Annotated in this window: 26 protein-coding genes; 15 read left to right on the forward strand and 11 right to left on the reverse strand. The window is 46.5% G+C overall.

The window, feature by feature from the left end:
* The first annotated feature begins 111 nt into the window (after positions 1-111).
* Complete coding sequence (locus AB6D06_RS16840) at positions 112-657, forward strand: gamma carbonic anhydrase family protein (protein WP_017058763.1); 546 nt, start codon at positions 112-114, stop codon at positions 655-657.
* Here AB6D06_RS16840 and AB6D06_RS16845 read toward each other — a convergent pair.
* The 4 genes from AB6D06_RS16845 to AB6D06_RS16860 form a co-directional block, all read right to left on the reverse strand.
* Positions 654-923, reverse strand: a complete 270-nt coding sequence (locus AB6D06_RS16845; RefSeq protein WP_017058764.1) for a DUF1488 domain-containing protein — start codon at positions 921-923, stop codon at positions 654-656. The two genes, AB6D06_RS16840 and AB6D06_RS16845, sit on opposite strands and share 4 nt — an antisense overlap.
* Positions 924-940: 17 nt before the next feature.
* On the reverse strand, positions 941-1,771 hold the full coding sequence (aroE, locus tag AB6D06_RS16850; protein ID WP_372111112.1) for a shikimate dehydrogenase: 831 nt from the start codon (positions 1,769-1,771) through the stop codon (positions 941-943).
* 77 nt (positions 1,772-1,848) lie between these two features.
* Positions 1,849-2,766, reverse strand: coding sequence for an oxygen-dependent coproporphyrinogen oxidase (hemF, locus tag AB6D06_RS16855; RefSeq protein WP_372100684.1), 918 nt, complete (start codon positions 2,764-2,766; stop codon positions 1,849-1,851).
* Between the two features lie 19 nt (positions 2,767-2,785).
* A complete protein-coding gene (locus tag AB6D06_RS16860) occupies positions 2,786-3,343 on the reverse strand; it encodes an L-threonylcarbamoyladenylate synthase (RefSeq protein ID WP_017058767.1) in 558 nt (185 codons plus the stop codon).
* A 195-nt stretch (positions 3,344-3,538) separates the two neighbouring features.
* Here AB6D06_RS16860 and purE point away from each other — a divergent pair, with 195 nt between their 5' ends.
* Together purE and AB6D06_RS16870 are read left to right on the forward strand one after the other, a co-directional pair.
* Positions 3,539-4,024 (forward strand): 5-(carboxyamino)imidazole ribonucleotide mutase, encoded by a 486-nt coding sequence (purE, locus tag AB6D06_RS16865; protein ID WP_004735777.1) that lies wholly within the window; start codon positions 3,539-3,541, stop codon positions 4,022-4,024.
* Between the two features lie 5 nt (positions 4,025-4,029).
* Positions 4,030-5,160, forward strand: a complete 1,131-nt coding sequence (locus AB6D06_RS16870) for a 5-(carboxyamino)imidazole ribonucleotide synthase (protein ID WP_372111115.1) — start codon at positions 4,030-4,032, stop codon at positions 5,158-5,160.
* Positions 5,161-5,248: 88 nt separating this feature from the next.
* On the opposite strand, the gene AB6D06_RS16875 is transcribed toward AB6D06_RS16870, so the two are convergent.
* From AB6D06_RS16875 to AB6D06_RS16890, 4 genes are read right to left on the reverse strand one after another with little or no spacing between them, the layout of a single operon-like run.
* A complete protein-coding gene (locus tag AB6D06_RS16875; protein WP_017063003.1) occupies positions 5,249-5,818 on the reverse strand; it encodes a type I DNA topoisomerase in 570 nt (189 codons plus the stop codon).
* A 12-nt stretch (positions 5,819-5,830) separates the two neighbouring features.
* A complete protein-coding gene (locus AB6D06_RS16880; protein ID WP_029235095.1) occupies positions 5,831-6,307 on the reverse strand; it encodes a DUF494 family protein in 477 nt (158 codons plus the stop codon).
* Between the two features lie 3 nt (positions 6,308-6,310).
* A complete protein-coding gene (dprA, locus tag AB6D06_RS16885) occupies positions 6,311-7,423 on the reverse strand; it encodes a DNA-processing protein DprA (RefSeq protein ID WP_372111118.1) in 1,113 nt (370 codons plus the stop codon).
* Positions 7,420-8,511: a LysM peptidoglycan-binding domain-containing protein gene (locus AB6D06_RS16890; protein WP_136979559.1), complete on the reverse strand. Its 1,092-nt coding sequence runs from the start codon at positions 8,509-8,511 to the stop codon at positions 7,420-7,422. The genes dprA and AB6D06_RS16890 overlap by 4 nt, the downstream gene beginning before the upstream one ends.
* Positions 8,512-8,651: 140 nt before the next feature.
* On the opposite strand from AB6D06_RS16890, the gene def reads away from it, so the two are divergent.
* The 6 genes from def (at position 8,652) to AB6D06_RS16920 (ending at position 15,183) form a co-directional block, all read left to right on the forward strand.
* Positions 8,652-9,164 carry a peptide deformylase gene (def, locus tag AB6D06_RS16895; RefSeq protein WP_017058772.1) on the forward strand — a complete coding sequence of 171 codons (513 nt, stop codon included), beginning with the start codon at positions 8,652-8,654 and terminating at the stop codon, positions 9,162-9,164.
* 37 nt (positions 9,165-9,201) lie between these two features.
* Positions 9,202-10,149, forward strand: a complete 948-nt coding sequence (gene fmt, locus AB6D06_RS16900; RefSeq protein ID WP_017058773.1) for a methionyl-tRNA formyltransferase — start codon at positions 9,202-9,204, stop codon at positions 10,147-10,149.
* A 92-nt stretch (positions 10,150-10,241) separates the two neighbouring features.
* Entirely contained in the window at positions 10,242-11,522 is a 1,281-nt protein-coding gene (gene rsmB / locus AB6D06_RS16905; protein WP_017058774.1) for a 16S rRNA (cytosine(967)-C(5))-methyltransferase RsmB, read from the forward strand.
* A gap of 110 nt (positions 11,523-11,632) precedes the next feature.
* The gene (gene trkA, locus AB6D06_RS16910; protein WP_004735766.1) at positions 11,633-13,009 is read left to right on the forward strand and encodes a Trk system potassium transporter TrkA; all 1,377 of its coding nucleotides are present in this window, start codon (positions 11,633-11,635) and stop codon (positions 13,007-13,009) included.
* 96 nt (positions 13,010-13,105) lie between these two features.
* Complete coding sequence (locus tag AB6D06_RS16915) at positions 13,106-14,551, forward strand: TrkH family potassium uptake protein (RefSeq protein ID WP_017077319.1); 1,446 nt, start codon at positions 13,106-13,108, stop codon at positions 14,549-14,551.
* A 26-nt stretch (positions 14,552-14,577) separates the two neighbouring features.
* Positions 14,578-15,183 (forward strand): DUF3157 family protein, encoded by a 606-nt coding sequence (locus tag AB6D06_RS16920; protein ID WP_372111122.1) that lies wholly within the window; start codon positions 14,578-14,580, stop codon positions 15,181-15,183.
* On the opposite strand, the gene AB6D06_RS16925 is transcribed toward AB6D06_RS16920, so the two are convergent.
* Entirely contained in the window at positions 15,180-15,833 is a 654-nt protein-coding gene (locus tag AB6D06_RS16925; protein ID WP_372111125.1) for a hemolysin III family protein, read from the reverse strand. The genes AB6D06_RS16920 and AB6D06_RS16925 overlap by 4 nt on opposite strands.
* 156 nt (positions 15,834-15,989) lie before the next feature.
* Complete coding sequence (locus AB6D06_RS16930) at positions 15,990-16,781, reverse strand: sporulation protein (protein ID WP_372111128.1); 792 nt, start codon at positions 16,779-16,781, stop codon at positions 15,990-15,992.
* 283 nt (positions 16,782-17,064) lie between these two features.
* Here AB6D06_RS16930 and AB6D06_RS16935 point away from each other — a divergent pair, with 283 nt between their 5' ends.
* The 6 genes from AB6D06_RS16935 to AB6D06_RS16960 all read left to right on the forward strand — a co-directional run bounded on the left by AB6D06_RS16935 (position 17,065) and on the right by AB6D06_RS16960 (position 22,184).
* Complete coding sequence (locus AB6D06_RS16935) at positions 17,065-17,232, forward strand: hypothetical protein (RefSeq protein WP_004739323.1); 168 nt, start codon at positions 17,065-17,067, stop codon at positions 17,230-17,232.
* A gap of 131 nt (positions 17,233-17,363) precedes the next feature.
* Positions 17,364-17,627, forward strand: coding sequence for a YihD family protein (locus AB6D06_RS16940; protein WP_009848104.1), 264 nt, complete (start codon positions 17,364-17,366; stop codon positions 17,625-17,627).
* Between the two features lie 326 nt (positions 17,628-17,953).
* Positions 17,954-19,372 (forward strand): cytochrome c oxidase accessory protein CcoG, encoded by a 1,419-nt coding sequence (gene ccoG / locus AB6D06_RS16945; protein WP_017063014.1) that lies wholly within the window; start codon positions 17,954-17,956, stop codon positions 19,370-19,372.
* A 73-nt stretch (positions 19,373-19,445) separates the two neighbouring features.
* Positions 19,446-20,432, forward strand: coding sequence for a serine/threonine protein kinase (locus AB6D06_RS16950; RefSeq protein ID WP_017058781.1), 987 nt, complete (start codon positions 19,446-19,448; stop codon positions 20,430-20,432).
* 55 nt (positions 20,433-20,487) lie between these two features.
* A complete protein-coding gene (locus tag AB6D06_RS16955) occupies positions 20,488-21,087 on the forward strand; it encodes a thiol:disulfide interchange protein DsbA/DsbL (RefSeq protein WP_017063015.1) in 600 nt (199 codons plus the stop codon).
* A 140-nt stretch (positions 21,088-21,227) separates the two neighbouring features.
* Positions 21,228-22,184: a DUF2860 domain-containing protein gene (locus AB6D06_RS16960; RefSeq protein ID WP_017066751.1), complete on the forward strand. Its 957-nt coding sequence runs from the start codon at positions 21,228-21,230 to the stop codon at positions 22,182-22,184.
* Positions 22,185-22,246: 62 nt separating this feature from the next.
* Here AB6D06_RS16960 and AB6D06_RS16965 read toward each other — a convergent pair whose 3' ends face one another.
* Positions 22,247-23,770 (reverse strand): YifB family Mg chelatase-like AAA ATPase, encoded by a 1,524-nt coding sequence (locus AB6D06_RS16965; RefSeq protein ID WP_017058783.1) that lies wholly within the window; start codon positions 23,768-23,770, stop codon positions 22,247-22,249.
* Between the last annotated feature and the right edge of the window lie 99 nt (positions 23,771-23,869).

The raw sequence follows: 23,869 nt of genomic DNA on the forward strand, positions 1-23,869 counted from the left end.
GAAGTTTTTCTTACTTTTTTGATTGTTCGAGCGTTTTTTGTTCAAAACACCCCATTTTCACTAGTATTCCTCTTAATTAAGGGCTTAAGGTGCCTATATAAAGGAGGATTTATGAGTTCAATACGCAGTTATAAAGGAATATCCCCTCAGATTGGGCAAGGTGTCTATATAGATACCAGTTCAGTACTGGTTGGTGATATCAAAATCGGTAACGACTCTAGCGTGTGGCCTTTGGTTGCAGCTCGAGGGGATGTGAACCACATTCATATTGGAGAGAGAACGAATATCCAAGATGGTAGTGTCTTGCACGTCACCCATAAGAATGCTGAAAACCCTGACGGTTATCCTCTCTTAATAGGTAATGATGTCACTATCGGGCATAAAGTAATGCTGCATGGCTGCACTATTGAGGATCGTGTACTTGTTGGTATGGGAGCGATCGTGTTGGATGGCGTGATTATCCAAAAAGAAGTGATGATTGGTGCTGGTAGCTTAGTGCCACCAAACAAGGTACTTGAAAGCGGTTACCTCTATGTAGGAAGCCCAGTAAAACAAGCTCGCCCATTAAATGATAAAGAGCGTGCCTTTCTACAGAAGTCTGCAGACAACTACGTTCAGAATAAAAATGACTATCTAGACTCTGTAATTTCAGTCTAAAGCGCTTTGATCTGAATCCGATTAGAGGAGTCATACTCCTCTTCTTCTATTAACTCTTCCGCTAGCTCTTCAATATCGAAACGTAACTCTGAAAAGATAACTAAAGCTTGATCGCCTTCTTCTATATCTTTACCTGCCAATCGTGATAATTCCTCAATAGACATGACACATTCAATCAATGCGCCCGACTGTTGTGCTGGGAACGTGATTGTTCGGCTCTCTTCATCCCAATCTTGGATATCAGGAAATAGAATTGATTGATTCATTTTTTATAAACACCCCATTACATCTCTAGATTTTTACGTAATTCTCTTAAAATCTGTTTTGTTCCCGGACGAAGACCACGCCAAAGCATAAAGCTTTCTGCTGCCTGCCCCACTAGCATACCCAAACCATCATAAGCAGCATGAACACCATTATCTAATGCCCATTGATTGAATACCGTCGTTCCAGATCCATAAACCATGTCATAAACGGCGCTAGTAGAATTGAAAATCACCTCAGACACTTCAGGAAGCTGCCCGCTTAGACCAGATGAGGTAGAGTTAATAATGACATCAAAGCCTTCATTAACATCACTTAGCCCCATCCCCTTGATGTTGCCATGCGACGAAAACATCTCAGCCAGAAGTTCAGCCTTGGAGCTGGTTCGATTAGCGACCACCAGCTGTTGTGGCTTTTGGTCGAGAAGAGGTTGAATCACTCCTCTCGCAGCACCACCAGCGCCAAGAAGAAGAACACGTGCTCCTTTTAGCGTGACTTGATGTTGAAGCAGGTCTTGAACTAAGCCCTCACCATCGGTGTTATCACCAAGGATCTCTCCATCATCTAACTTCTTAAGGGTATTTACGGCACCAGCTAGTTCAGCTCTCTCAGTTAGGCGATTGGCTAACTGATAGGCATCTTCTTTAAAAGGCGCTGTGACATTGCACCCTCGACCACCTTCGCTGAAAAAGGTTTTGGCAGCAGTGATAAATTGACCGTGCTCTGGCTGTAATGCTGTATAGGTAAGTTGTTGGCTGGTTTGGCGAGCAAATAATGTGTGAATGAATGGCGATTTGCTTTGCCCAATAGGATTACCGAAAACGGCATAACGATCTACTTGCTGTGTCATATCCTTACCTAACAGAAATAATAAAAAGGGTCATCTATATAGATGACCCTATCACTATCCCTATAAGGAAGGAAGAACTACCAAACTCGAGGTTTGAGGTAGTCACTATAAAGCAGAGCTTCTGGTGAGCCCGCTTGCGGTTCATAGCGATATTCCCAACGAGCCAACGGCGGCATCGACATCAATATAGACTCTGTGCGCCCACCGCTTTGCAGGCCAAATAAGGTACCACGGTCGTAAACTAGGTTGAATTCAACATAGCGGCCACGACGGTATAGTTGGAAGTCACGCTCACGTTCGCCATAAGGTGTATCTTTGCGACGCTCGACAATAGGTAAGTACGCCGCAGCAAAACCTTCACCGACAGCCTGCATATAAGCAAAGCTCTTATCGAAACCCCACTCATTTAAGTCATCAAAGAACAGACCACCAACACCACGTGTTTCGTCTCGGTGAGGAAGATAGAAGTACTTATCACACCACTCTTTGTGTTCTTGATAAACATCATCACCAAACGGCGCACAAAGATCTTTAGCAGTTTGATGCCAAGATTGGCAATCTTCATCGACAGGATAAAATGGCGTTAAGTCAAAACCACCACCAAACCACCAAATCGGGTCTTCCCCTTCTTTTTCCGCAATGAAGAATCGAACGTTCGCGTGTGAGGTTGGGATATATGGGTTTTTAGGGTGGATAACTAATGAAACCCCCATCGCCTCAAACTTACGTCCGGCTAACTCAGGACGGTGAGCGGTTGCAGAGGCAGGCATTGCTTTACCAGCGACGTGAGAGAAGTTAACTCCACCCTGTTCAAATAAAGCACCATTGGTCATCACGCGAGTACGACCACCGCCACCTAGACGATCGCCAGGTTCTCGCTGCCATGCATCTTCTTCAAACAACGCTACACCATCAGCTTGCTCAAGCTGCTGGCAAATCGAATCTTGTAGGCTCAGTAAAAACTGCTTTACTGCTTCTTTATCAATTGCTGACATCTTACTTCCTTTGCAGGGTTTAACCCTGTCTTAATATTTTCGACGTTTTTGCATCTCTAATTTCGCTTGGCTTCTCACGGCCACCCGTTTGGCCTTCTAGAATCGCGACTAAGTGTTGACCCAGTTGCTGTTGAACTTCTTCAGTCGTCATACAAGGCGGCTCGCCAGTCAGGTTGGCACTGGTAGAGGTTAACGGCTTGCCGAACTCATTACACATTCTTTGAACCAAAGGGTGATCCGTCACTCGTACCGCGATGGAATCAAACTGGCCGCTGACCCAGTCAGTAACTTTGCTGCTGGTTGGCATAATCCAAGTGACCGGACCTGGCCATGTCGCTTTCACTGTTACCAACTGTTCTTCCGTCAACTGGCTTTCATCAATATAAGGAAGCAGCTGCTCGTAACTTGCAGCAATCAAGATCAAGCCCTTTTCAACTGGACGCTGTTTTAACTCGAGTAATTTCTTGATGGCATGTGGATTATCAGGATCACAACCAACCCCAAAAACGCCTTCGGTCGGGTAAGCAATGACTTCACCTTGTTGTAATGCCTGCAATGTATGTTGAAAGTTATCCACGGGTTGCCTCATTAAGTCAGTTATCGAACTCGCTAAGTGTACAAATTATCATTCACTGTGACTAAAGCTATTTGTTTATAAAATGTATCAATTAACAACTTAGACTGACGCAAACGTTTTCCTTAAGTAATTTTACCCGTATAATGCGCGCAAAATATCTAATCACTAATTAAATCGTACCTGAAGGAGTTTGAGATGACTGTCGGTATTATCATGGGTTCTAAATCTGATTGGCCAACAATGAAGCTAGCTGCAGAAATGTTGGATCAGTTTGGCGTGGCGTACGAAACAAAAGTGGTTTCTGCTCACCGCACACCTCAGTTGCTTGCAGACTACGCAACCAGTGCGAAAGAGCGCGGTATTAAAGTAATTATTGCTGGTGCTGGCGGTGCAGCGCACCTTCCGGGCATGGCTGCTGCTTTCACAAGCGTACCTGTTTTAGGTGTTCCTGTTCAGTCTAAAGCACTGAAAGGCATGGATTCTCTGCTTTCTATCGTACAGATGCCAAAAGGCATTGCGGTAGGTACTTTGGCTATCGGTGAAGCTGGCGCTGCCAATGCTGGTATCTTAGCAGCTCAAATCATTGGTACTCACAATGAAGAAGTGATGGCAAAAGTAGAAGCGTTCCGCTCTGAGCAAACAGAAACGGTTCTGGCTAATCCAAACCCTGCTGAGGACTAATTCCCATGCATGTTCTTGTGTTAGGCGCGGGCCAACTTGCTCGCATGATGTCCCTAGCTGGGGCGCCGCTGAATATTGAAATTTCTGCTTTTGATGTTGGCAGCAAAAATATTGTTCACCCATTAACGCAAGCGATTCTAGGCAACGGCTTAGACAATGCGATTGAGCGTGCGGACGTCATTACTGCTGAATTCGAACATATCCCTCACGATGTTCTTGAGGTATGTGAGCGCAGCGGTAAGTTCTTACCGACAACAGAAGCAATCAAAGCTGGCGGTGACCGTCGCCTTGAAAAAGCCCTGTTAGACGAAGCAAGCGTGAAAAATGCTAAGTACTACGTGATTAACTCTCGCGAAGACTTTGACGCTGCGATTGCTCACATAGGCTTGCCAATGGTCTTGAAGAGCACACTTGGCGGCTACGATGGCAAAGGTCAATGGCGCTTAAAGACATTAGACAATGTTGACGCGACTTGGACAGAAATGGCCGAGTGCATTGCCGCAACAGACAACCAAGCGATTGTTGCTGAAGAGTTTGTTCCGTTTGACCGCGAAGTATCACTGGTTGGTGCTCGTGGCGCCAATGGCGAGATTCAAGTGTATCCACTGGCTGAGAATGTTCACACCGACGGCGTGTTGAGCTTATCGACAGCGATTGATGACATTGAACTGCAAGAGCAAGCGAAAACCATGTTCACCGCTGTTGCAGAACGTTTGGATTACGTTGGTGTACTCGCGCTAGAGTTCTTTGATGTTCAAGGTTCACTGCTAGTTAATGAGATTGCACCACGAGTTCATAACTCTGGTCACTGGACGCAACAAGGCGCAGAGACTTGTCAGTTTGAAAACCACCTACGTGCCGTATGTGGCATGCCACTAGGCAGCACTAAACTGATTCGTCCAACCGCAATGATCAACATTCTTGGTGAAGATACCCTACCTGAAGCGATTCTGGCTCAAGGTGGTTGTCATGTTCATTGGTATGGCAAAGAGAAGCGTGCAGGTCGTAAGATGGGCCACATTAACGTGAGCGCTGACTACAACGCAGAATTACAAAGAGCGTTGTGCTCATTGGCTGAGATTCTTGATAAACAAGCCTACCCTGCTGTGCATGAGTTTGCTGAGCAGAAGAAGTAAGCCTACATTGGCTTATTGATATAAAAAGTTTATTGGATACAAAAACGGCGCTCAGTGAGCGCCGTTTTTTTGTGTCTATAATATCGAGTTATTGAGATTGAATGTGGTGACACTTGCGATCAGCGCATTGCTTCTTGGTACCACTGGCTGTTTTCTTCTCAAGTAACAACGGGAACTGGCACTGTTCACAACGACCTATAACAGGTGGCTGATTAACGGCGAACTTACACTTAGGGTAGTTATCACACGCATAGAAGGTTTTGCCATAGCGAGATTTACGCTCAACCAAGTGGCCTCGACCACACTCAGGGCAGGCAACAAGTGGCTGCTCTTCAGGTTGTTCTTTCGGTTGGTCCAAAGATTCGATGTGATTACACTCTGGATAACTGCTACAGCCAATGAACATCCCAAAGCGACCTTGCCTTAATACCAATTCGTTTTGGCATTTAGGACACGGAACGCCCAGCTCTTTCACCACATGACCATCATTTTGATGAAGAGGCTTGATGTAATCACAGCTCGGATACTGCTTACAGCCTAAAAATGGGCCGTGCTTACCATGGCGAAGCTGAAGCTCCCCACCACACTGTGGACATGGTTCATGCTCTAACGCATGTTCATGTGCTGAAAAAAGCTGATTATCAATCTTACTACTCATGATAAGCCTGTATTAATGCAAGATACCTTGCTCTTTGGTGTACAACAGCTCTTCCATTTGCGTGTAAGCACTTTCATTACCCGGTACATTGAACAGTACCATTAAGATAATCCACTTCAGATCATCCAACTCAAATTCATTGGTCTCTAACCCCATGACACGATCAATCACCATTTCACGAATCTCTGTCGTGAGGACGTTGATCTGCTCAAGGAACAACAAGAAACCACGACACTCCATATTAATACGTGATATCTCTTTACTTGTGTAAACACGCATCGAGGTATTAGAGCACATAGTAATCGCCGCTTGGTTATCGGTATCTTGCAGTGCAGCAAGGTCTTCTAACCAATGGAGAGCCTTATAAATATCATCTTGGTGAAACCCCGCTCGAAGAAGTTCATCTTCAAGTTCGTCTTGATCCACCTGCAATTCAGAATCGCTATGGATGTAGGTTTCAAACAAGTACATCAGTATGTCCATCATCATAGCTTAGCCTCTCCCCTTTCGAATATAGCCACCGGAAACTGCAACAACATGCCCTGAGAGCTCAAGCTCTAAAAGCTGCATCATGACTTCATGCACAGGTATATGGGTTCTCTGTGCCAAAATATCAACGGGTGTCGCCTCTAATCCTACGTTAGCTAACAGCTGTGGAAATGGCAATTGTTCATTTTCACCCTCATTCGGCGTAGGTTCGAATAAGCTCGGCTGCTGATCTATAGACCAGTTTAACAGACTCTTTATTTCAATCAGAACATCTTGAGCATTTTGCACTAAACATGCTCCAGCTTTGATGAGACTGTTACCTCCGCGACTGGTTGGGCTATGAATAGAACCGGGCAGCGCAAACACTTCTCGACCTTGCTCCATGGCATAGCGAGCGGTAATTAAAGAGCCACTCTTCTCAGCCGCTTCCACCACCAAGGTTCCTAACGACAAGCCACTTATAATACGGTTACGACGGGGGAAATGTTCAGGTCTTGGTTTAGCACTCGGTCGAAACTCTGAAATCAGCGCTCCGTTCTCACAGATCCTCTCAGCTAGATTTCGGTGGCGGGCAGGATAAATGGAGTCCAAGCCAGACCCCAACACTGCAAAAGTTTCCCCTCTTTTATCTAGAGCACCATCATGAGCATAGCCATCGATACCTAAAGCTAAGCCACTGGTGACAATTAAACCGTTTTGGACAAACTCTTTGGCGAAGGACTTGGCGGTCTGCAGTCCTTCAATACTGGCATTGCGGCTGCCGACCATTGCGATTTGAGGCTCAATCAGTTTTTCAACGTGACCTTTAACGAAAAGCACACTCGGCGCAGAGGCGGTCTCATTCAGCAGTTTGGGATAATGCGAGCAATTCGGGGTAATGATGTGATGATTGGGTTGTCTTGCTTGCCACGCTAGGCAAGCCTCCACTTCTCTTGGGGCTTGCTCTCTTAAATAGGAGATTTGCTTGGCAGACAAGCCAATCGCTTGCAGTTGCTGGCTTGAGTAGCCAACAATATTAAAAGGAGAATCAATGCTCAGCAGTCGAGAAAGTCGCTTGCCACCCAATTGCGGTACAAAACTTAGAGTTAGCCAAGCGATCAGTTGTTGCTCATTCACTCGGTGCCCTTAACCTCTTCCGTCAACGCAAGATCCAAAGGCGATACTGCCAGAATGCCCTTGCTAACAGGCTTAGAGCTCTGAGTGATCAACGCGAGGCTAAAATACTCATAAGGACGAATGACCATCAAGCTACCCAGCGAGGTACTTGGCAATTGCACCTTATCGCTCGCCGCAGACTCTTTATAACTGTATTCACCTTGCTTACCAAACACCACCGCACCGCTTTCGCTGAGGGTAAACATAGAACCTTGGCGAAGGTTATCCTGTGAACCTTTGTTGATCACTACCACCTGATTCTTCGCGCTGTATTGGCTGCCATCTAATGAGCCCAAGATATTAGCAAATTGACCCGCCGCACTAGGTGCAGGATAAAACGTGGTAGAGAGCTTCACCTGATCAACACCAAGTTCTGGTAGCACAAGGTCGTTCAGCAATACCTCTTGCAGCTGAGTGTCTATCTGCAAGCTGCTGAACTCAGCATCCACTTCTTTTAAGCGCGCCGTGGCGACCAAACGCAAAGAGGTCATACTTGCTTGGGGTTGCTGCCGTTGGTAGGTTTCAACTGCGCGGTAGATACCCCACTTTTGATGCTGTTGGTTACCTGAGATAAATAACCGTTCTACACCCGATAAGAAGCGTTTGCCATCGCTGGTACCTAATACTCGTTGCGCTGATTCGATATCTTGCTGCTCTACCAAGCGATCAGACTGTAAATATGGCAAAACCAGCCCTTCATTGACGGTAGGTACTGCTTTCTTCTCAGAGACACGAATCTTAGGGCTAAGCTTGATAACAGGCTTGAGGCTCAATACAGGCTCGCCATTAATCCAAACCAAAGACAGTTTATCTCCGGGATAAATGAGATGAGGGTTTTCTATCTCTGGATTGACCTGCCATAACCTTGGCCACAACCATGGACTATCGAGATACATCGCAGAGATATCCCACAAAGTATCGCCCTTAACCACCACATACGCCTCAGGTGCGCCCTGTTTAATGGTTAAAGGTTGCTCACTATTTTCAGCCGTAGCGGCGAACGAAATCGAGGCACAAATAAGAGATAAAGCAGGCAATAAATGACGCATGACCTAGGTTCCTTGGTCTGAATATATGACATCTGATTGGAGAATTACCTTCAGGATGCTGTCATTTGACCTCTAAAATGTCTAGAATTGAGCCAACAAGGTTTAAGCTGTTTCGGCACAGTTCAATATTTCGAGTGTATATGTCTGTATTACAAGTATTAACATTACCAGATGATCGTCTACGTACCGTGGCGAAACCGGTAAAAGAAGTTACCCCAGAGATTCAAAAGTTCGTTGATGACATGATTGAAACCATGTACGACGAAGAAGGTATCGGCCTTGCGGCAACGCAAGTAGATTTCCACCAACGCATCGTTGTTATCGATATTTCAGAAACACGTGATGAGCCAATGGTGCTTATCAACCCTGAAATTACTGAGAAGCGCGGCGAAGATGGAATCGAAGAAGGCTGCCTATCTGTACCAGGCGCTCGAGCTCTAGTACCTCGCGCTGCAGAAGTAACGGTTAAAGCACTAGACCGTGACGGCAACGAATTCACATTCGACGCTGACGACCTTCTGGCTATCTGTGTTCAGCACGAACTTGACCACCTAGAAGGCAAGTTGTTTGTTGATTACCTATCGCCACTAAAGCGTAAACGTATCCAAGATAAGCTAGCGAAGATTAAACGTTTCAACGAGAAACAAGGTTAATAACCGCTGCTATTACTAAATTAGAAGGAAGCCTACCTTGAGTCAGTCTTTAAGAATTGTCTTTGCAGGTACTCCGGATTTCGCCGCCCGTCACTTGGCGGCGTTGTTGTCTTCGGAGCATGAAGTTGTTGCTGTTTACACACAGCCAGATCGCCCAGCAGGCCGCGGTAAAAAACTCACTGCGAGCCCAGTAAAAAACATCGCACTTGAAAACAATATTCCGGTTTACCAACCAGAAAACTTCAAGTCAGATGAGGCTAAGCAAGAGCTAGCTGAATTGAACGCTGACATCATGGTTGTTGTCGCTTACGGCTTATTGCTTCCGCAGGTTGTATTAGATACGCCTCGCTTAGGTTGTATCAACGTACATGGCTCTATCCTACCGCGCTGGCGTGGTGCTGCTCCGATTCAACGCTCTATTTGGGCGGGTGATAAAGAGACAGGCGTGACGATCATGCAGATGGATATCGGCCTAGATACTGGCGACATGCTAAGTATCGCGACGCTGCCTATCGAAGCGACAGATACTAGCGCATCTATGTACGAGAAATTAGCGGGCCTTGGCCCTGATGCGCTTGTTGAATGTCTAGCGGACATCGCTTCTGGCAAAGCAGTTGCAGAAAAGCAAGACGATGAGCTTGCGAACTACGCGAAGAAGCTAAGCAAAGAAGAAGCGCGTATCAACTGGAGTGATGAAGCTGCGCATATTGAGCGCTGCGTTCGTGCCTTCAACCCATGGCCAATGAGTCACTTTGAAGCTGCTGAGAACAGCATTAAAGTATGGCAAAGCCGTGTGGCAGAGCAAACTTCTGATAAGCCTGCAGGTACCATTCTGCAAGCGGATAAAACTGGTATCTATGTTGCGACAGGGCAAGGCGTACTTGTTCTTGAACAACTGCAAGTTCCAGGTAAAAAAGCCATGTCAGTTCAGGATATCTTGAACTCACGTGCAAGCTGGTTTGAAGTTGGTACACAGCTTTCTTAATCCGCTTTTAAAGCTGCTAATTACGCAGCTAAGAAAACCTTTACGAGGGCAGAGATGCCCTCATGTATTCAAATAAATATTCGGTACCCCTCATGAATGTTCGCGCTGCTGCTGCAAATGTCCTATTCCAAGTTGTCGATAAAGGCCACTCTCTTTCACACGCTCTCCCTGCGGCTCAAAAAACGATCCGTCCGCGAGACCATGCTCTACTGCAAGAGATTTGCTACGGCGCACTTCGTTACCTGCCTCGTTTAGAGTCAATCGCTAACGAACTGATGGAAAACCCACTTAAAGGTAAAAAGCGTGTATTCCACCACCTAATCTTGGTGGGCATTTACCAACTAAGCTTTATGCGTATCCCTTCGCATGCTGCGGTTGCTGAAACGGTTGAGGGTACTAAAACACTGCGTGGTCCAAGCCTGAGTGGTTTGATCAACGCTGTACTACGTAGCTACCTACGTGACCAAGAAGAACTAGACGAGAAAGCCGTTAGCCACAATGCAGGCAAATACGGCCACCCAAGCTGGATTCTAAAAATGCTTCAAGAGAGCTACCCAGATCAATGGGAGCAACTGGTTGAAGCAAACAACAGTAAGGCACCAATGTGGCTGCGCGTTAACCGCCAACACCACACTCGTGACGAGTATGTTGAACTGCTTAAAAACGAAAACATTGAATACACATTGCACCCTGAAGCTGCTGATGCCATAAAATTAGCTGCACCTTGTGATGTTACTTTGCTTCCTGGCTTCGACAGAGGTTGGGTATCAGTGCAAGACGCTGCCGCTCAGCTTTCGGTTGATTACCTAACACCAAAAGATGGTGAGCTGATCTTAGATTGTTGTGCTGCACCAGGTGGTAAAACGGCACACATTCTTGAGCACACTCAAGATACTGAAGTGGTTGCGATTGACTGCGACATCAAACGTCTAGACCGCGTTTACGATAACCTTGAGCGCCTGCAACTGCGTGCCGACGTAATTTGTGGTGATGCTCGCTACCCTGAAGAGTGGTGGATGGGTGATAAGTTCGACCGTATTCTGCTTGATGCACCTTGTTCAGCGACTGGCGTTATTCGCCGTCACCCTGACATCAAGTGGCTACGTCGTGCGTCTGACATTGATGCGCTGGCTGAACTGCAAAGCGAGATTATGGATGCAATGTGGCGTCAGCTGAAAGAAGGCGGCACCATGGTTTATGCGACTTGTTCTATCACGCCGCAAGAAAACGTGCTGCAAGTGAAAGCATTCCTAGCACGCACTGAGAACGCTACGTTGGTTGGGTCTGATATCGAAAATCCGGGTCGTCAAATACTACCTGGAGAAGAAGATATGGATGGCTTCTACTACGCAGTTCTAGTAAAACAGGCATAACAACTAACAGCGGCTAAGAATTTATTTCTTAGCCGCTGTTTCTTTCTAGTGCATTACCAAAGCGAAAAGAGAGCACTAGAATTACAACGGCAAAAAATAAGAGAAAGGCTATGAAGATCATTATTCTAGGTGCTGGACAAGTTGGCGGTACCCTTGCTGAAAACCTGGTTGGTGAAAACAACGACATCACCATTGTCGACCGTAATGCTGACCGACTTCGTGAACTTCAGGATAAGTACGACCTTAGGGTTGTAAACGGTTATGCCAGCCACCCAAACACACTACGTGAAGCGGGTGCGCAAGATGCCGACATGTTGGTTGCCGTAACCAACATGGATGAAACCAACATGGCTGCGTGTCAGGTTGCTTTCTCTCTTTTCAATACGCCGAACCGAATTGCTCGTATTCGCTCTCCTCAATACCTAGAAGAGAAAGAAGCGTTATTCAAATCAGGTGCCATCCCAGTCGATCACCTGATCGCACCCGAAGAACTAGTGACCAGCTACATCGAGCGCCTGATTCAATACCCAGGCGCACTGCAGGTTGTGAGCTTTGCTGAACAGAAGGTTAGCCTAGTAGCAGTAAAAGCCTACTACGGTGGTCCACTGGTGGGTAACGCACTGTCTGCTTTGCGTGAGCACATGCCGCACATTGATACCCGTGTTGCCGCTATTTTCCGTCAAGGTCGCCCTATTCGCCCACAAGGCACCACCATCATTGAAGCCGATGATGAGGTTTTCTTTGTGGCAGCGAGTAACCATATCCGCTCAGTAATGAGTGAGCTACAACGCCTAGAGAAACCGTACCGCCGCATCATGATTGTCGGTGGTGGTAACATTGGTGCAAGCTTGGCAAAACGCCTTGAGCAGAGCTACAGCATCAAGCTTATCGAGCGCAGCTACACTCGTGCCGAAAAGCTGTCTGAAGAATTAGAAAACACCATCGTCTTCTGTGGCGATGCGGCAGACCAAGAGCTGCTAACCGAAGAGAACATCGATCAAGTGGACGTGTTCATTGCCCTAACCAATGAAGATGAAACCAACATCATGTCAGCAATGCTGGCGAAGCGAATGGGTGCCAAGAAGGTAATGGTACTGATTCAGCGTGGTGCTTACGTAGACCTTGTTCAGGGTGGCGTGATTGATATTGCTATCTCTCCACAGCAAGCGACCATTTCTGCGCTGCTTACTCACGTTCGTCGTGCTGATATTGTTAACGTATCATCTCTACGTCGCGGCGCTGCAGAGGCGATCGAAGCCATTGCTCACGGTGACGAAACCACATCGAAAGTGGTTGGCCGAGCGATTGGCGACATCAAGCTACCACCGGGCACCACTATTGGTGCGATTGTTCGCGGAGAAGAAGTACTTATCGCGCACGATAGAACCGTAATCGAACAAGATGACCACGTAGTGATGTTCCTAGTGGACAAGAAATACGTACCTGATGTTGAGTCTCTATTCCAACCGAGCCCGTTCTTCTTATAGCCTTGTTCTCGTAAGTATCTTCTCGCAACCTTCTTCTTGTGAGAACGACGCTCCGGCACAAAGCTGTAATCAATTAAAGCTATGGTCTATTAAGCTATGGTCAACTTTCGTCCGATATTATTAGTGATAGGGTTAGTGTTATCAAAACTCGCCCTTTTCATGTACATCCCCACATTGGTTGCCTTTTTCACAGGCACCGGTGGCTTCCTCGAGTTTGGTCAATCGGTAGTGATCACGCACATTGTGGCGTTCATCTGCTTGAGCTTAGGGCGCTCCGCTAAGTTCCGACTTGGGGTGCGGGACATGTTCCTGATCACCTCTCTGGTATGGACGATAGCCAGTGCCTTTGCTGCACTGCCGTTTGTCTTCATCAACCACATCAGCTTCACTGACGCCTATTTTGAAACCATGTCTGGTATCACCACAACAGGCTCAACCGTATTAAGCGGCTTAGACAGCATGGCACCAAGCATTCTGTTGTGGCGTTCTATATTGCAATGGTTAGGTGGCATCGGCTTCATCGTTATGGCGGTAGCGGTTCTGCCAATGCTCAACGTCGGTGGTATGCGCCTGTTCCAAACCGAATCATCCGACTGGTCAGATAAAAGCAGCCCACGAGCAAAAACGGTCGCGAAGAACATCGTGGCGGTTTATCTGGTTCTGACTGGCTTGTGCATCATTAGCTATCTCTTTGCGGGCATGGGCATCTTTGACGCGATCAATCATGCCTTCACAACACTGTCTACGGGTGGTTACTCAACATCAGATGGCTCGATGAACCACTTCTCTAACAGTGCTCACTGGGTGGGAACCCTGTTCATGTTCCTTGGTGGTCTGCCGTTCCTACTGTTCGTTAGCGCACTGCGTGGCAGAAAACTCTCAATCCTCTACAAAGACGCGCAAGTGAGAGGCTTCACCTATCTATTCTTAGTCACCAGTGCAGTGATATCGACATGGTTGGTGGTTAGAGATGGCTACACAGTCATGGATGCGATGCGTGTTTCGATGTTCAATATTGTGTCCGTAGTTACCACTACCGGTTTTGGCTTAGAAGACTTCACCGCGTGGGGCGCTTTACCTACCACGCTGTTTGCCTTTTTAATGATGGCGGGCGCGTGCTCAGGTTCAACCTCTGGCGGTATCAAAATCTTCCGCTTCCAGATCGCGATGACCATGCTTCATAAGCAAATGATGAAACTGATTCACCCGTCGGGCGTGTTTGTTCAACGCTACAATCAGCGACCGGTGAATGACGATATTGTGCGTTCACTAGTCGCATTTGGTTTGATGTTCTTTATTACGATTATCTTAATTGCAGGTGGCTTGAGCGCGATGGGGCTTGATCCCGTGACCAGTATATCTGGCGCCATCACAGCCGTTGCCAACGTTGGTCCTGGTATGGGCAGCGTTATCGGTCCAACCGGGAACTTTGCTCCACTGCCCGACGCCGCTAAATGGTTGCTAAGCTTAGGAATGCTGATGGGGCGACTCGAGATATTGACGCTCATTGTTCTATTTTTCCCAGCCTTTTGGCGACGTTAACCAAGCACAAAATCAAGGAAACACAGATGAAATCATACGTACTTCTCGCTAGCGCATTGCTCGCAAACTCAGTATTCGTAAGTTCTGCCTTTGCTGATCAAATGGTCACCTTGCCTGATGGCAAGCAAGTGTTACTCAAAGATGATTTTACTTGGCAATACGTGGCACCGAAGCAAACGGAAGCAGCAGCGACAACATCTGAGTTCGCAGTGCCTGTTTCAGCAGCGCCTATTGCAGCAGCCCCTGTCGTAGCCGTACCTGTCGCAATGAACACGCGTGGTACTACGATTGTGGTTGATAGTAAGAAGCCAAGCTTACAGCTGTCTCAATCAGGAGTAGATGTTGTACTGGGTGCAAGTCGCTATGAAGATGGTGAGCTTATCATTCCGACAGCCATCACTAACCAAGGCACTCAAGCGGTCATTTTGGTATCACTTAACATAAGCGTATTTACTACAGAAGGTGAGTTGTTGGCAGAAGAAGAGGTTGCAGTGTGGAAATCAATCAAACGAATGGCCGACACATACCTACGACCAAAGACAGGTGAAGAAGGCAAGCTCATCAAGCTCGACCTAGAACAACACCCTGAATATCAGATTAAAGCTGAGATTACTGAAGTACTGGCTCGCTAAACCGGAGTCACATACAAATAAATAGCGAAGAAATGGCAAGCGCAGCCCGCCAAAACAAACAAGTGCCAGATGGCGTGGTTGTAAGGGATGCGTTTTGCCACATAGAAAATAACACCCAACGAGTAGATCACGCCACCGAGCGCCAATAACACCAAGCCACCTATCTCGATATTCATCGCCAGTTGATACACCACAATCAACGACAACCAGCCCATCGCTAAATAAATGAACAGCGATAGACGCTTAAATCGGTAGACGAAGGCAATCTTCATGATGATACCGACCAGCGCAATTCCCCAAATAACCGCCATCAAGCCCATCGCCAGTGGGGTTCTTAAACCAACCAATAAAAACGGGGTGTAGCTACCTGCGATGAGTAAATAAATTGCACAGTGATCGAGGGTTTTCAATAAACGCTTGGTTTTTTCTGTGGTGATCGAGTGATAAAGCGTGGAAGCGAGAAAGAGTAGGATAATACTGCTGCCATATACCGCCATACTCGCAATAGTCAGTATGTCGGCTTGATGGTCAAACGCACGAATCAGCAGCAGGATTAAACCAACCACGCCAAGCACAACACCCAAGCCATGGGTTATCGCATTGGCGCGTTCTTCGATGTCACTGTATTCGCTCGCCGATGATGCAGACATGATTATCCTACTAGAGTAAATGTTCGATTTGCCTAGTATTGCACATTAAGCTTACACGTGTAAGCTTAAATTTTTATGACATCTTTTATGACATTAATAACGCCTAAACGGTGTGATGAAGCTAAGGTCTCTAAAGCTACAGAACCAAAGAGCTAACTAAGATGCGTTGTCTAGATACTCAAGTACCATCTTGCCCGCATCTTGTGGTGACGTATCCAATGGCACACTCAATTGACGCTGCAGTTGGCCAATGCCTAACAAGCTCGCCAACATGCCTTTTGCACCATCGCGATTACGGTCTATCTCAAACCACAACTTAAGCTCGGTTTCATCACGATGAGCAACCACTTCCAGTTCACGCCAGCGGCCATGATATGGACCAGTGGTAGGGACAAACTCAAACTCTTGAACAAATGGCAGTTCAAAGCCCTCTACTTCTTCGCACTCAACTTGGCGAATGCGTAAACCTTGAGCTTCTAGTTCATTAAAAATACCATCAAGAAGTGCATCTGGGCGAACCGTTAAAATATCCTTATCCGATGGATCAATCGCCATCGCAATATCGAGCCCGGTTTCTAGCCACACCTTTGAATCACCAATCGTGACAGGTGTGTTCAGCGGGACATCAAACTCACATTCAAAATCACGGGTTTCACCCGGCTGAATAACAAAGGCATACGGCAGGCTCCATTTGGCCAACGAGTATGTCTGGTGCATTCGACGTGTTTGACCGCCCTCTTGCCTTTGCGAATTCATAGTAATTTCTTTGACGTAACGACAGCACAAGTTGAGATCGATATTGTCGATCTCTTGTGGCTGAGCGCCACCATAGACATGCACAATAATGCTCGCCTTCTTGCCTGGATAAAGCACTTCCTGTTGCAATACAGAATCCACCTTGGCAGATCCAATTCCAAAACTTGCTAACGTTTTCTTTAAGAACGACATATGCACCTCCTTTAAAGCATCATCTTAAGCCTGAAAGAGGTTCAAACTCAAATATACTGCTCACACTATTTTAGCTCTAATATCGTCTATTTATCACTCAGGCGTCGATCGATAACTTAGATAGTGATAATCTAAGCCTTGATATGCATGCATATCATTATCCTGATTTATTTTTCGGATTGGCGAAAGCCAGACGAGTGACGCTTCAAGCAATTGAGGTGGAGCTCATGGTAAATCAGGCCATTAGATTGGCAATGGATATGCCTGACCGTTAGGTAAATTAATGCGCCCAACAGCTGTCAGGTTCTCGCACACCAACCGTAGTGCGATGCGTCGTCGTAGTGGCTTTGTTGCTGCTCCAACGGCTAAGAAATTGGCTCCTACAATGACTCTAGTTGAGAAGACTGCTTTATTAGCACCGACTACAACGAAAGTGATTAAAGCCGCTTAACAAAAAGCGCAGTTTTTACTGCGCTTTTTTCTTGCCCGCTCCCATCTTGAAATGTGTTTACACATTGGTATTCCCTACCCGATTTGATACCTTAGCCACAAATCATTATAAAATTTGTGGAGAAATAAAGTATGAAGTGTCACCGCATTGAAGAACTGCTTGAACTGATGGAGCCTGAGTGGCAGAAAGATCAAGAGCTTAACCTATTAGAGTTCATCATTAAGCTATCAAAAGAAGCGGGCTACCAAGGCAAGCTTGAAGAACTGACTGACGATGTTCTTATCTATCACCTAAAAATGCGCAACAGCGAAAAAGATGAGATGATCCCGGGCCTGAAAAAAGACCAAGAAGATGATTTCAAAACCGCAATTCTAAAAGCACGTGGCCTTCTTTAGTCGCCCGTTAGTTTAGAGCTCAATTGCCGTATAGATAAAACACTCAATTTTAAAAAGCGACCACCAGGTCGCTTTTTTGTTTCTGTTCGCTATTTTTTCGTCACAACTGTTATGACTTTTGTTGTTAAAGGTTGATAGCGTTAAAGAAATGAGAACAAGATTGTCGCTATAATCGCCATCCATAAGAATCTTCTAAAATAATAAGAGTGAGTGCGATAACAACAAATGCACCAAGCTCAATTTCAACAGGTTCTCTAAACCATACTTTCAAGTAATGTCGTCATGCCCGACTTAACCGGGCAAACAAGCCACAAAAAGGATAGTCCATGAGTCAGGATAAAATCGATATCAAAGATGTGACTCCTAAAACCTTTAACCCGAAAACACATAAAGGTAATGGAGATCGATTTAACCCAAGTAACCGAATCTATGTTCGAGAAAGCAAAGGTAAATTCCAACAACTGCGTCGCTATGGCGGTTGGTTCTTACTTTTACTTTTTGCGCTTATCCCATGGATTCCCTTTGGTGAACGTCAAGCGATCTTGCTCGATATCGGCAGCCAACAGTTCAACTTCTTTGGCACCACCTTATACCCGCAAGATCTGACCCTACTCGCGATCCTATTTATGATTGCCGCGTTTGGCCTGTTTTTCATAACCACCTTCTTAGGCCGTGTCTGGTGTGGCTATTTATGCCCACAAACCGTCTGGACCTTCATGTATATCTGGTTCGAAGAGAAGCTAGAAGGCGCTGCCAATAAGCGAAGAAAACAAGACTCGGGCAAACTGACGAGCAATTTAATCCTCAGAAAAACCCTCAAACACATTGCGTGGTGGGCGATTGCCATTGCGACGGGCTTAACCTTTGTTGGTTACTTCATCCCAATCAAAGAGTTAGTGGTTGGCTTCTTTACCTTTAACTCGTCTTTCTGGCCGGTGTTTTGGGTACTGTTCTTTGCTGGATGTACTTATGCCAATGCGGGTTGGATGCGTTCAATTGTTTGTCTGCACATGTGTCCTTACGCGCGTTTCCAGTCGGCAATGTTCGATAAAGACACCTTCATCGTTGGTTACAACACAGAACGTGGTGAAAGCCGTGGCCCTCGCTCTCGTAAAGCCGATCCAAAAGAGCTTAGTCTAGGCGACTGTATTGACTGTAATCTGTGTGTACAAGTGTGCCCTACGGGTATCGATATCCGTGACGGCCTGCAATACGAGTGTATTAACTGCGGCGCGTGTATTGATGCCTGTGACAACACGATGGAGCGTATGGGCTATGAGAAAGGCCTGATCAATTACACCACCGAGCACAGACTTGAAGGTCACTCGACCAAGGTAATGCGTCCCAAGCTGTTGGGCTATGGCGCTATCTTGATCGTGATGCTGGGCTTGTTCTTCGCCCAAATCGCGAGCGTTGATCCTGCCGGCCTAAGTGTTCTGCGTGACCGAAACCAACTGTTTAGAGTCAATAACCAAGGGTTGGTTGAAAACACCTACACCTTGAAAGTGATCAACAAGACTCAACAAGAGCAAGAGTACAAACTCGATGTTAGCGGACTGCCCGATTCTATCTGGTATGGTAAACAGACGATTACTGTCGATCCAGGCGAGGTTTTGAACCTACCTATCAGTTTGGGCGCCGACCCAGAAAAACTGAGCTCACCAGTTTCGACAATTCAGTTTATACTCTCGGATAATGAAGAGTTTACGATGGAAGTCGAAAGCCGCTTTATCAAGAAGCTCTGATACCCGCACCGTAGTGCTTGGTATAACAACCCAATAAATGGAAAAAGGCTCAGTAATGAGCCTTTTTTATTCTATGACGATGCAAGCCTTTAACTTTGATAACCTGACTCCTGACTTCATGTGGTACGCACTGGAGAGCATCGGAGTTCGCGCTGAATCCGGGCTTCTCGCTCTCAACAGTTACGAAAACCGTGTCTATCAGTTCACCGATGAAGACCGTAAGCGCTACGTCGTTAAGTTTTACCGTCCACAACGCTGGAACAAGGCACAGATCCAAGAAGAGCATGACTTCGCACTCGAGCTTATCGAACAAGAGATGCCGGTTGCGCCTCCAATGCGAATCAACGGTGCAACCTTACATGAATACCAAGGCTACCTATTTGCACTATTTGAAAGTGTTGGCGGCAGACAGTATGAAGTTGACAATCTAGATCAATTGGAAGGCGTAGGACGCTTTCTTGGTCGTATTCATAAAGCCAGCGCGGGAAGAACATTCCAGCATCGCCCGACCATCAGCTTAGATGAATACCTTTATCAGCCACGTAAGATTCTAGAGAACTCTCAGTTTATCCCGACGCACCTAGAAAATGCCTTCTTCAATGACGTTGACCTTCTGATCAAAGAGCTAGAGAGCCAGTGGCCGAGCAACATTGAGAATATCCGCCTGCACGGTGACTGCCACCCTGGCAATATTTTGTGGCGCGATGGGCCAATGTTCGTCGATCTTGATGACGCACGTAACGGCCCTGCGATACAAGATCTGTGGATGCTGCTCAATGGCGAGCGCCAAGATAAGCTGATGCAACTGGATATTTTGCTAGAGAGTTACCAAGAGTTTTGCGATTTTAATACCGCACAACTGAAACTAATCGAACCACTACGCGGTCTACGTATGGTGCATTACATGGCATGGTTGGCGAAACGATGGCACGATCCTGCGTTTCCTCTGGCCTTCCCGTGGTTTAATGATCCGAAATATTGGGAGCAACAAGTACTTGCTTGTAAAGAGCAAATTGCTACCCTGCAAGAGCCACCACTTTCGTTAATGCCTCAGTGGTAACAGCAATCGCAACATACAACTAGATAAAAATTCAAACATAATGGAGATTGGATAAATGAAAAAGCTATTCGCATTTTTCTCATTGATCATGTTGAGCCTTACCGCTCACGCTGCGAAATTTAACGAAGGTGAACACTACAAAGTTCTCGACCTAGAAGCATCAAAAAAACCAATGGTGACAGAGTTCTTCTCTTTTTACTGCCCACACTGTAATAGCTTTGAGCCAATCATCCAGCAGCTAAAACAACAGCTACCTAAAGACGCTAAGCTACAGAAGAACCATGTTTCATTCATGGGTGGCAACATGGGTCTGCCAATGAGCAAAGCTTACGCGACAATGATTGCACTGAAAGTTGAAGATAAAATGGTGCCAGTGATGTTTAACCGCATCCACACAATGAACAAGCCACCACGTGATGAAGAAGAACTGCGTCAAATCTTCCTAGACGAAGGCGTTGATGCGAAGAAATTCGATGCTGCGTATAACGGCTTTGCTGTAGATTCTATGGTTCGTCGCTTCGACAAAGCATTCAAAGACAGCGGCCTTTCAGGTGTACCCGCTGTTGTGGTTAACAACCGCTACCTAGTAGAAGCTCAAGGTATCAACTCTCTTGATGAGTACTTCGAGCTCGTGAACTTCTTATTAAAGAAGTAAGCCATTGATGAAAGGAAGCTTCGGCTTCCTTTTTTTTTGCTAGTTCAAAAATCATTATTGATAAATAATTAACCTGGAAGTTTAAAGCTTTACTGCTATTAATAACCCGTCCTAAGAACCGGTGGGCAAGGAGCCCTTGAATGAAAATAAAAATAACTCTCTTGGCATTGAGCGTTGCGGCTTCTCCCGCTTTTGCCAAGCTTGCAGACCAACAAGGTTTCAGTGGTGAAATCTCTCTCAATACCGGGGTTACCTCTTCCACCTCGAACTTTAATACCGATGCTGATAGCAATCTTTCATCCACAGATCAGAAGGCTTCTTCGGAAAGCTCTTTTCTGGTTGCTCCTTTAGGTAGTGTTGCTTATACCTTTGGTGAAAAGCTAAACCATCAGGTATACACAGGTACCGCGCGAGATGATGTAGCAACAGGTACTGTAGTTCTCGAAGTCGGTTACAAATACCAACTTGAGTCAGGCATGGTGATCGACGCTTCACTGCTGCCAACCATTATGTCTGGTGAAACTTGGGCTGATCCATACAACACCACATCAGCTCGCACCAAGACCGATGAAACTGGCAATGCGTTTCGTTTGAAGCTAAGCAACATTGCGGGCTCAGCTTTCTCGCTAGACATGGCCTATGCGACCAAAGATGTCGACAAGGATGATATTCAAGATCAAGAGCTCAAACGAGATGCCAATACTCTCTACTTGAAAGGTCAATATCGCCTGCCACTTAGTCGTACCATGATGCTTATTCCATCCGTCATCTATCAAACACGTGATGCTGATGGTAAAGCTGAATCTTACGACCAATTCGGTGGTGAGGTAAGCTTGTTTGGTGGCATGGGGCGTCACAAGTACGCACTAACAGCGGGTTACAACCAACGCTCTTACGATGCGAGCAACCCGATCTACGACAAGAAACGCAGCGACGACAATATCAACCTATTCGCCGCCTATGAGTATGATCAATTCATGGATTGGGAAAACTGGTCGTTTATTTCACTGGCAGGCTACGGCACCAGCGACTCGAACATTACCTTCTACGACGAGTCTCAATATATAGTTTCAGTTGGCTTGAACTACAAGTTCTAACCTTAGCGAGTATGAACTGCAATCCAACGAAAGCCTGCATCTAAGCAGGCTTTTTCTGCTTGCTAGACAGCTTGAGCCGTGAGTTGTTTCAGCAAGCGATCCATCGCGCGATAGCCTAGCGCTTCTGATAGATGTTTCTTTTCGATCTGCTCGTTACCGTCAAGGTCGGCAATGGTTCGTGCCACCTTAATAATTCGATGATAAGCACGAATCGATAAACCCAAGCGATGTAGTGCTGTCTCAAGAAACTCTGCATCTTCGCGTCGCAGTGGGCAATACTTCTCAATTTCTCGGCTACCTAACAGTGCATTCGATTTATGGTTGCGAGATAGCATTAACTCTCGCGCCTGCCTAACCCTTTGCTTAACTACTTGAGTGGTTTCACCGCGATCACCGCCTTCGGCCAACATTCCTTTTGGCAACAGAGGTATCTCCAATGACATATCGAACCTATCCAGCAAGGGCCCAGATAAGCGATTGAGGTAACGCAGGATGATCTGTGGGTTGGCGCGCGCCTGGTTACCTTCGTAATAACCCGTTGGACTTGGGTTAAGTGCACCGACCAATTGAAAACGCGCAGGAAAACGAGTCTTGCCCGCAGCACGGGAGATAATGATCTCGCCCGACTCTAGTGGCTCTCGTAATGAATCAAGCACCTTGCGCTCAAACTCCGGCATCTCATCTAAGAACAATAAGCCGTTATGCGCTAAAGAGATCTCTCCGGGGCGAGGCACCGAACCACCACCCACTAATGCCGCCATTGAACTGGAATGGTGAGGAGAGCGAAAAGGTCGTTGCTTCCAGTTGTATTGATTGATTTCTTGTTGCGTTAACGAGGCCACCGACGCGGTTTCCATCGCTTCGTCATCACTCATTTCAGGTAATAGGTCACGCAGTCGAGAAGCGAGCATAGTTTTTCCGGTTCCGGGTGGGCCAAGAAACAATAAGTTATGATTCCCAGCAGCGGCTATCTCTAGAGCTCGCTTGCCTTGTTGTTGGCCGATAATATCTTGTAGGTCGCGAAGCACTGAAACATCAGCCTGATGATGTTCCGTTCTATATAGCCCAAGCTGAGCCTGTCCACACATGTCAGCACAAACCTCCAACAAGGTTTGTGCAGATTTATGCGCTCCCTTGCCCACCAGCGCAGCCTGATCACCGTTATGATGTGGGACAACTAAGCATCGCTCTACACTGTCGGCGGCTAACGTCGCAGGCAAAACGCCCTTTACCGAGCGAAGTTCTCCTGACAATGCCAACTCACCGATAAATTCATGTTGAGCTATTTTTGATGTCGGAAGCTGATCTGACGCCACCAAAATCCCAAGCGCGATGGGCAGGTCAAAACGGCCACCTTCTTTGGGCAAATCGGCTGGGGCGAGATTAACCGTGATTCTTTTCGATGGAAACTCAAAGCGAGAATTGATGATCGCGCTTCTCACTCGGTCTTTAGATTCCTTGACCGTTGTTTCAGGTAGACCCACCAGCGTGAAGCCAGGCATTCCGTTGCTTATATGCACCTCAACGGTCACTTCTGGCGCCTCTACACCCACACTAGCTCGGCTATGAATTATCGCGAGTCCCATAACTTTCCTTTGTCTTTGATTTAAAAGTATTCGCTCTGGATATTCGTTGCTCACCAAAGCGATAAGGTTGTTATATAGCTTGGTGGAATGGTATTTTAA

The organism is Vibrio sp. 10N.239.311.G01 (genome assembly GCF_041465805.1).
GTDB lineage: Bacteria > Pseudomonadota > Gammaproteobacteria > Enterobacterales > Vibrionaceae > Vibrio > Vibrio crassostreae_C.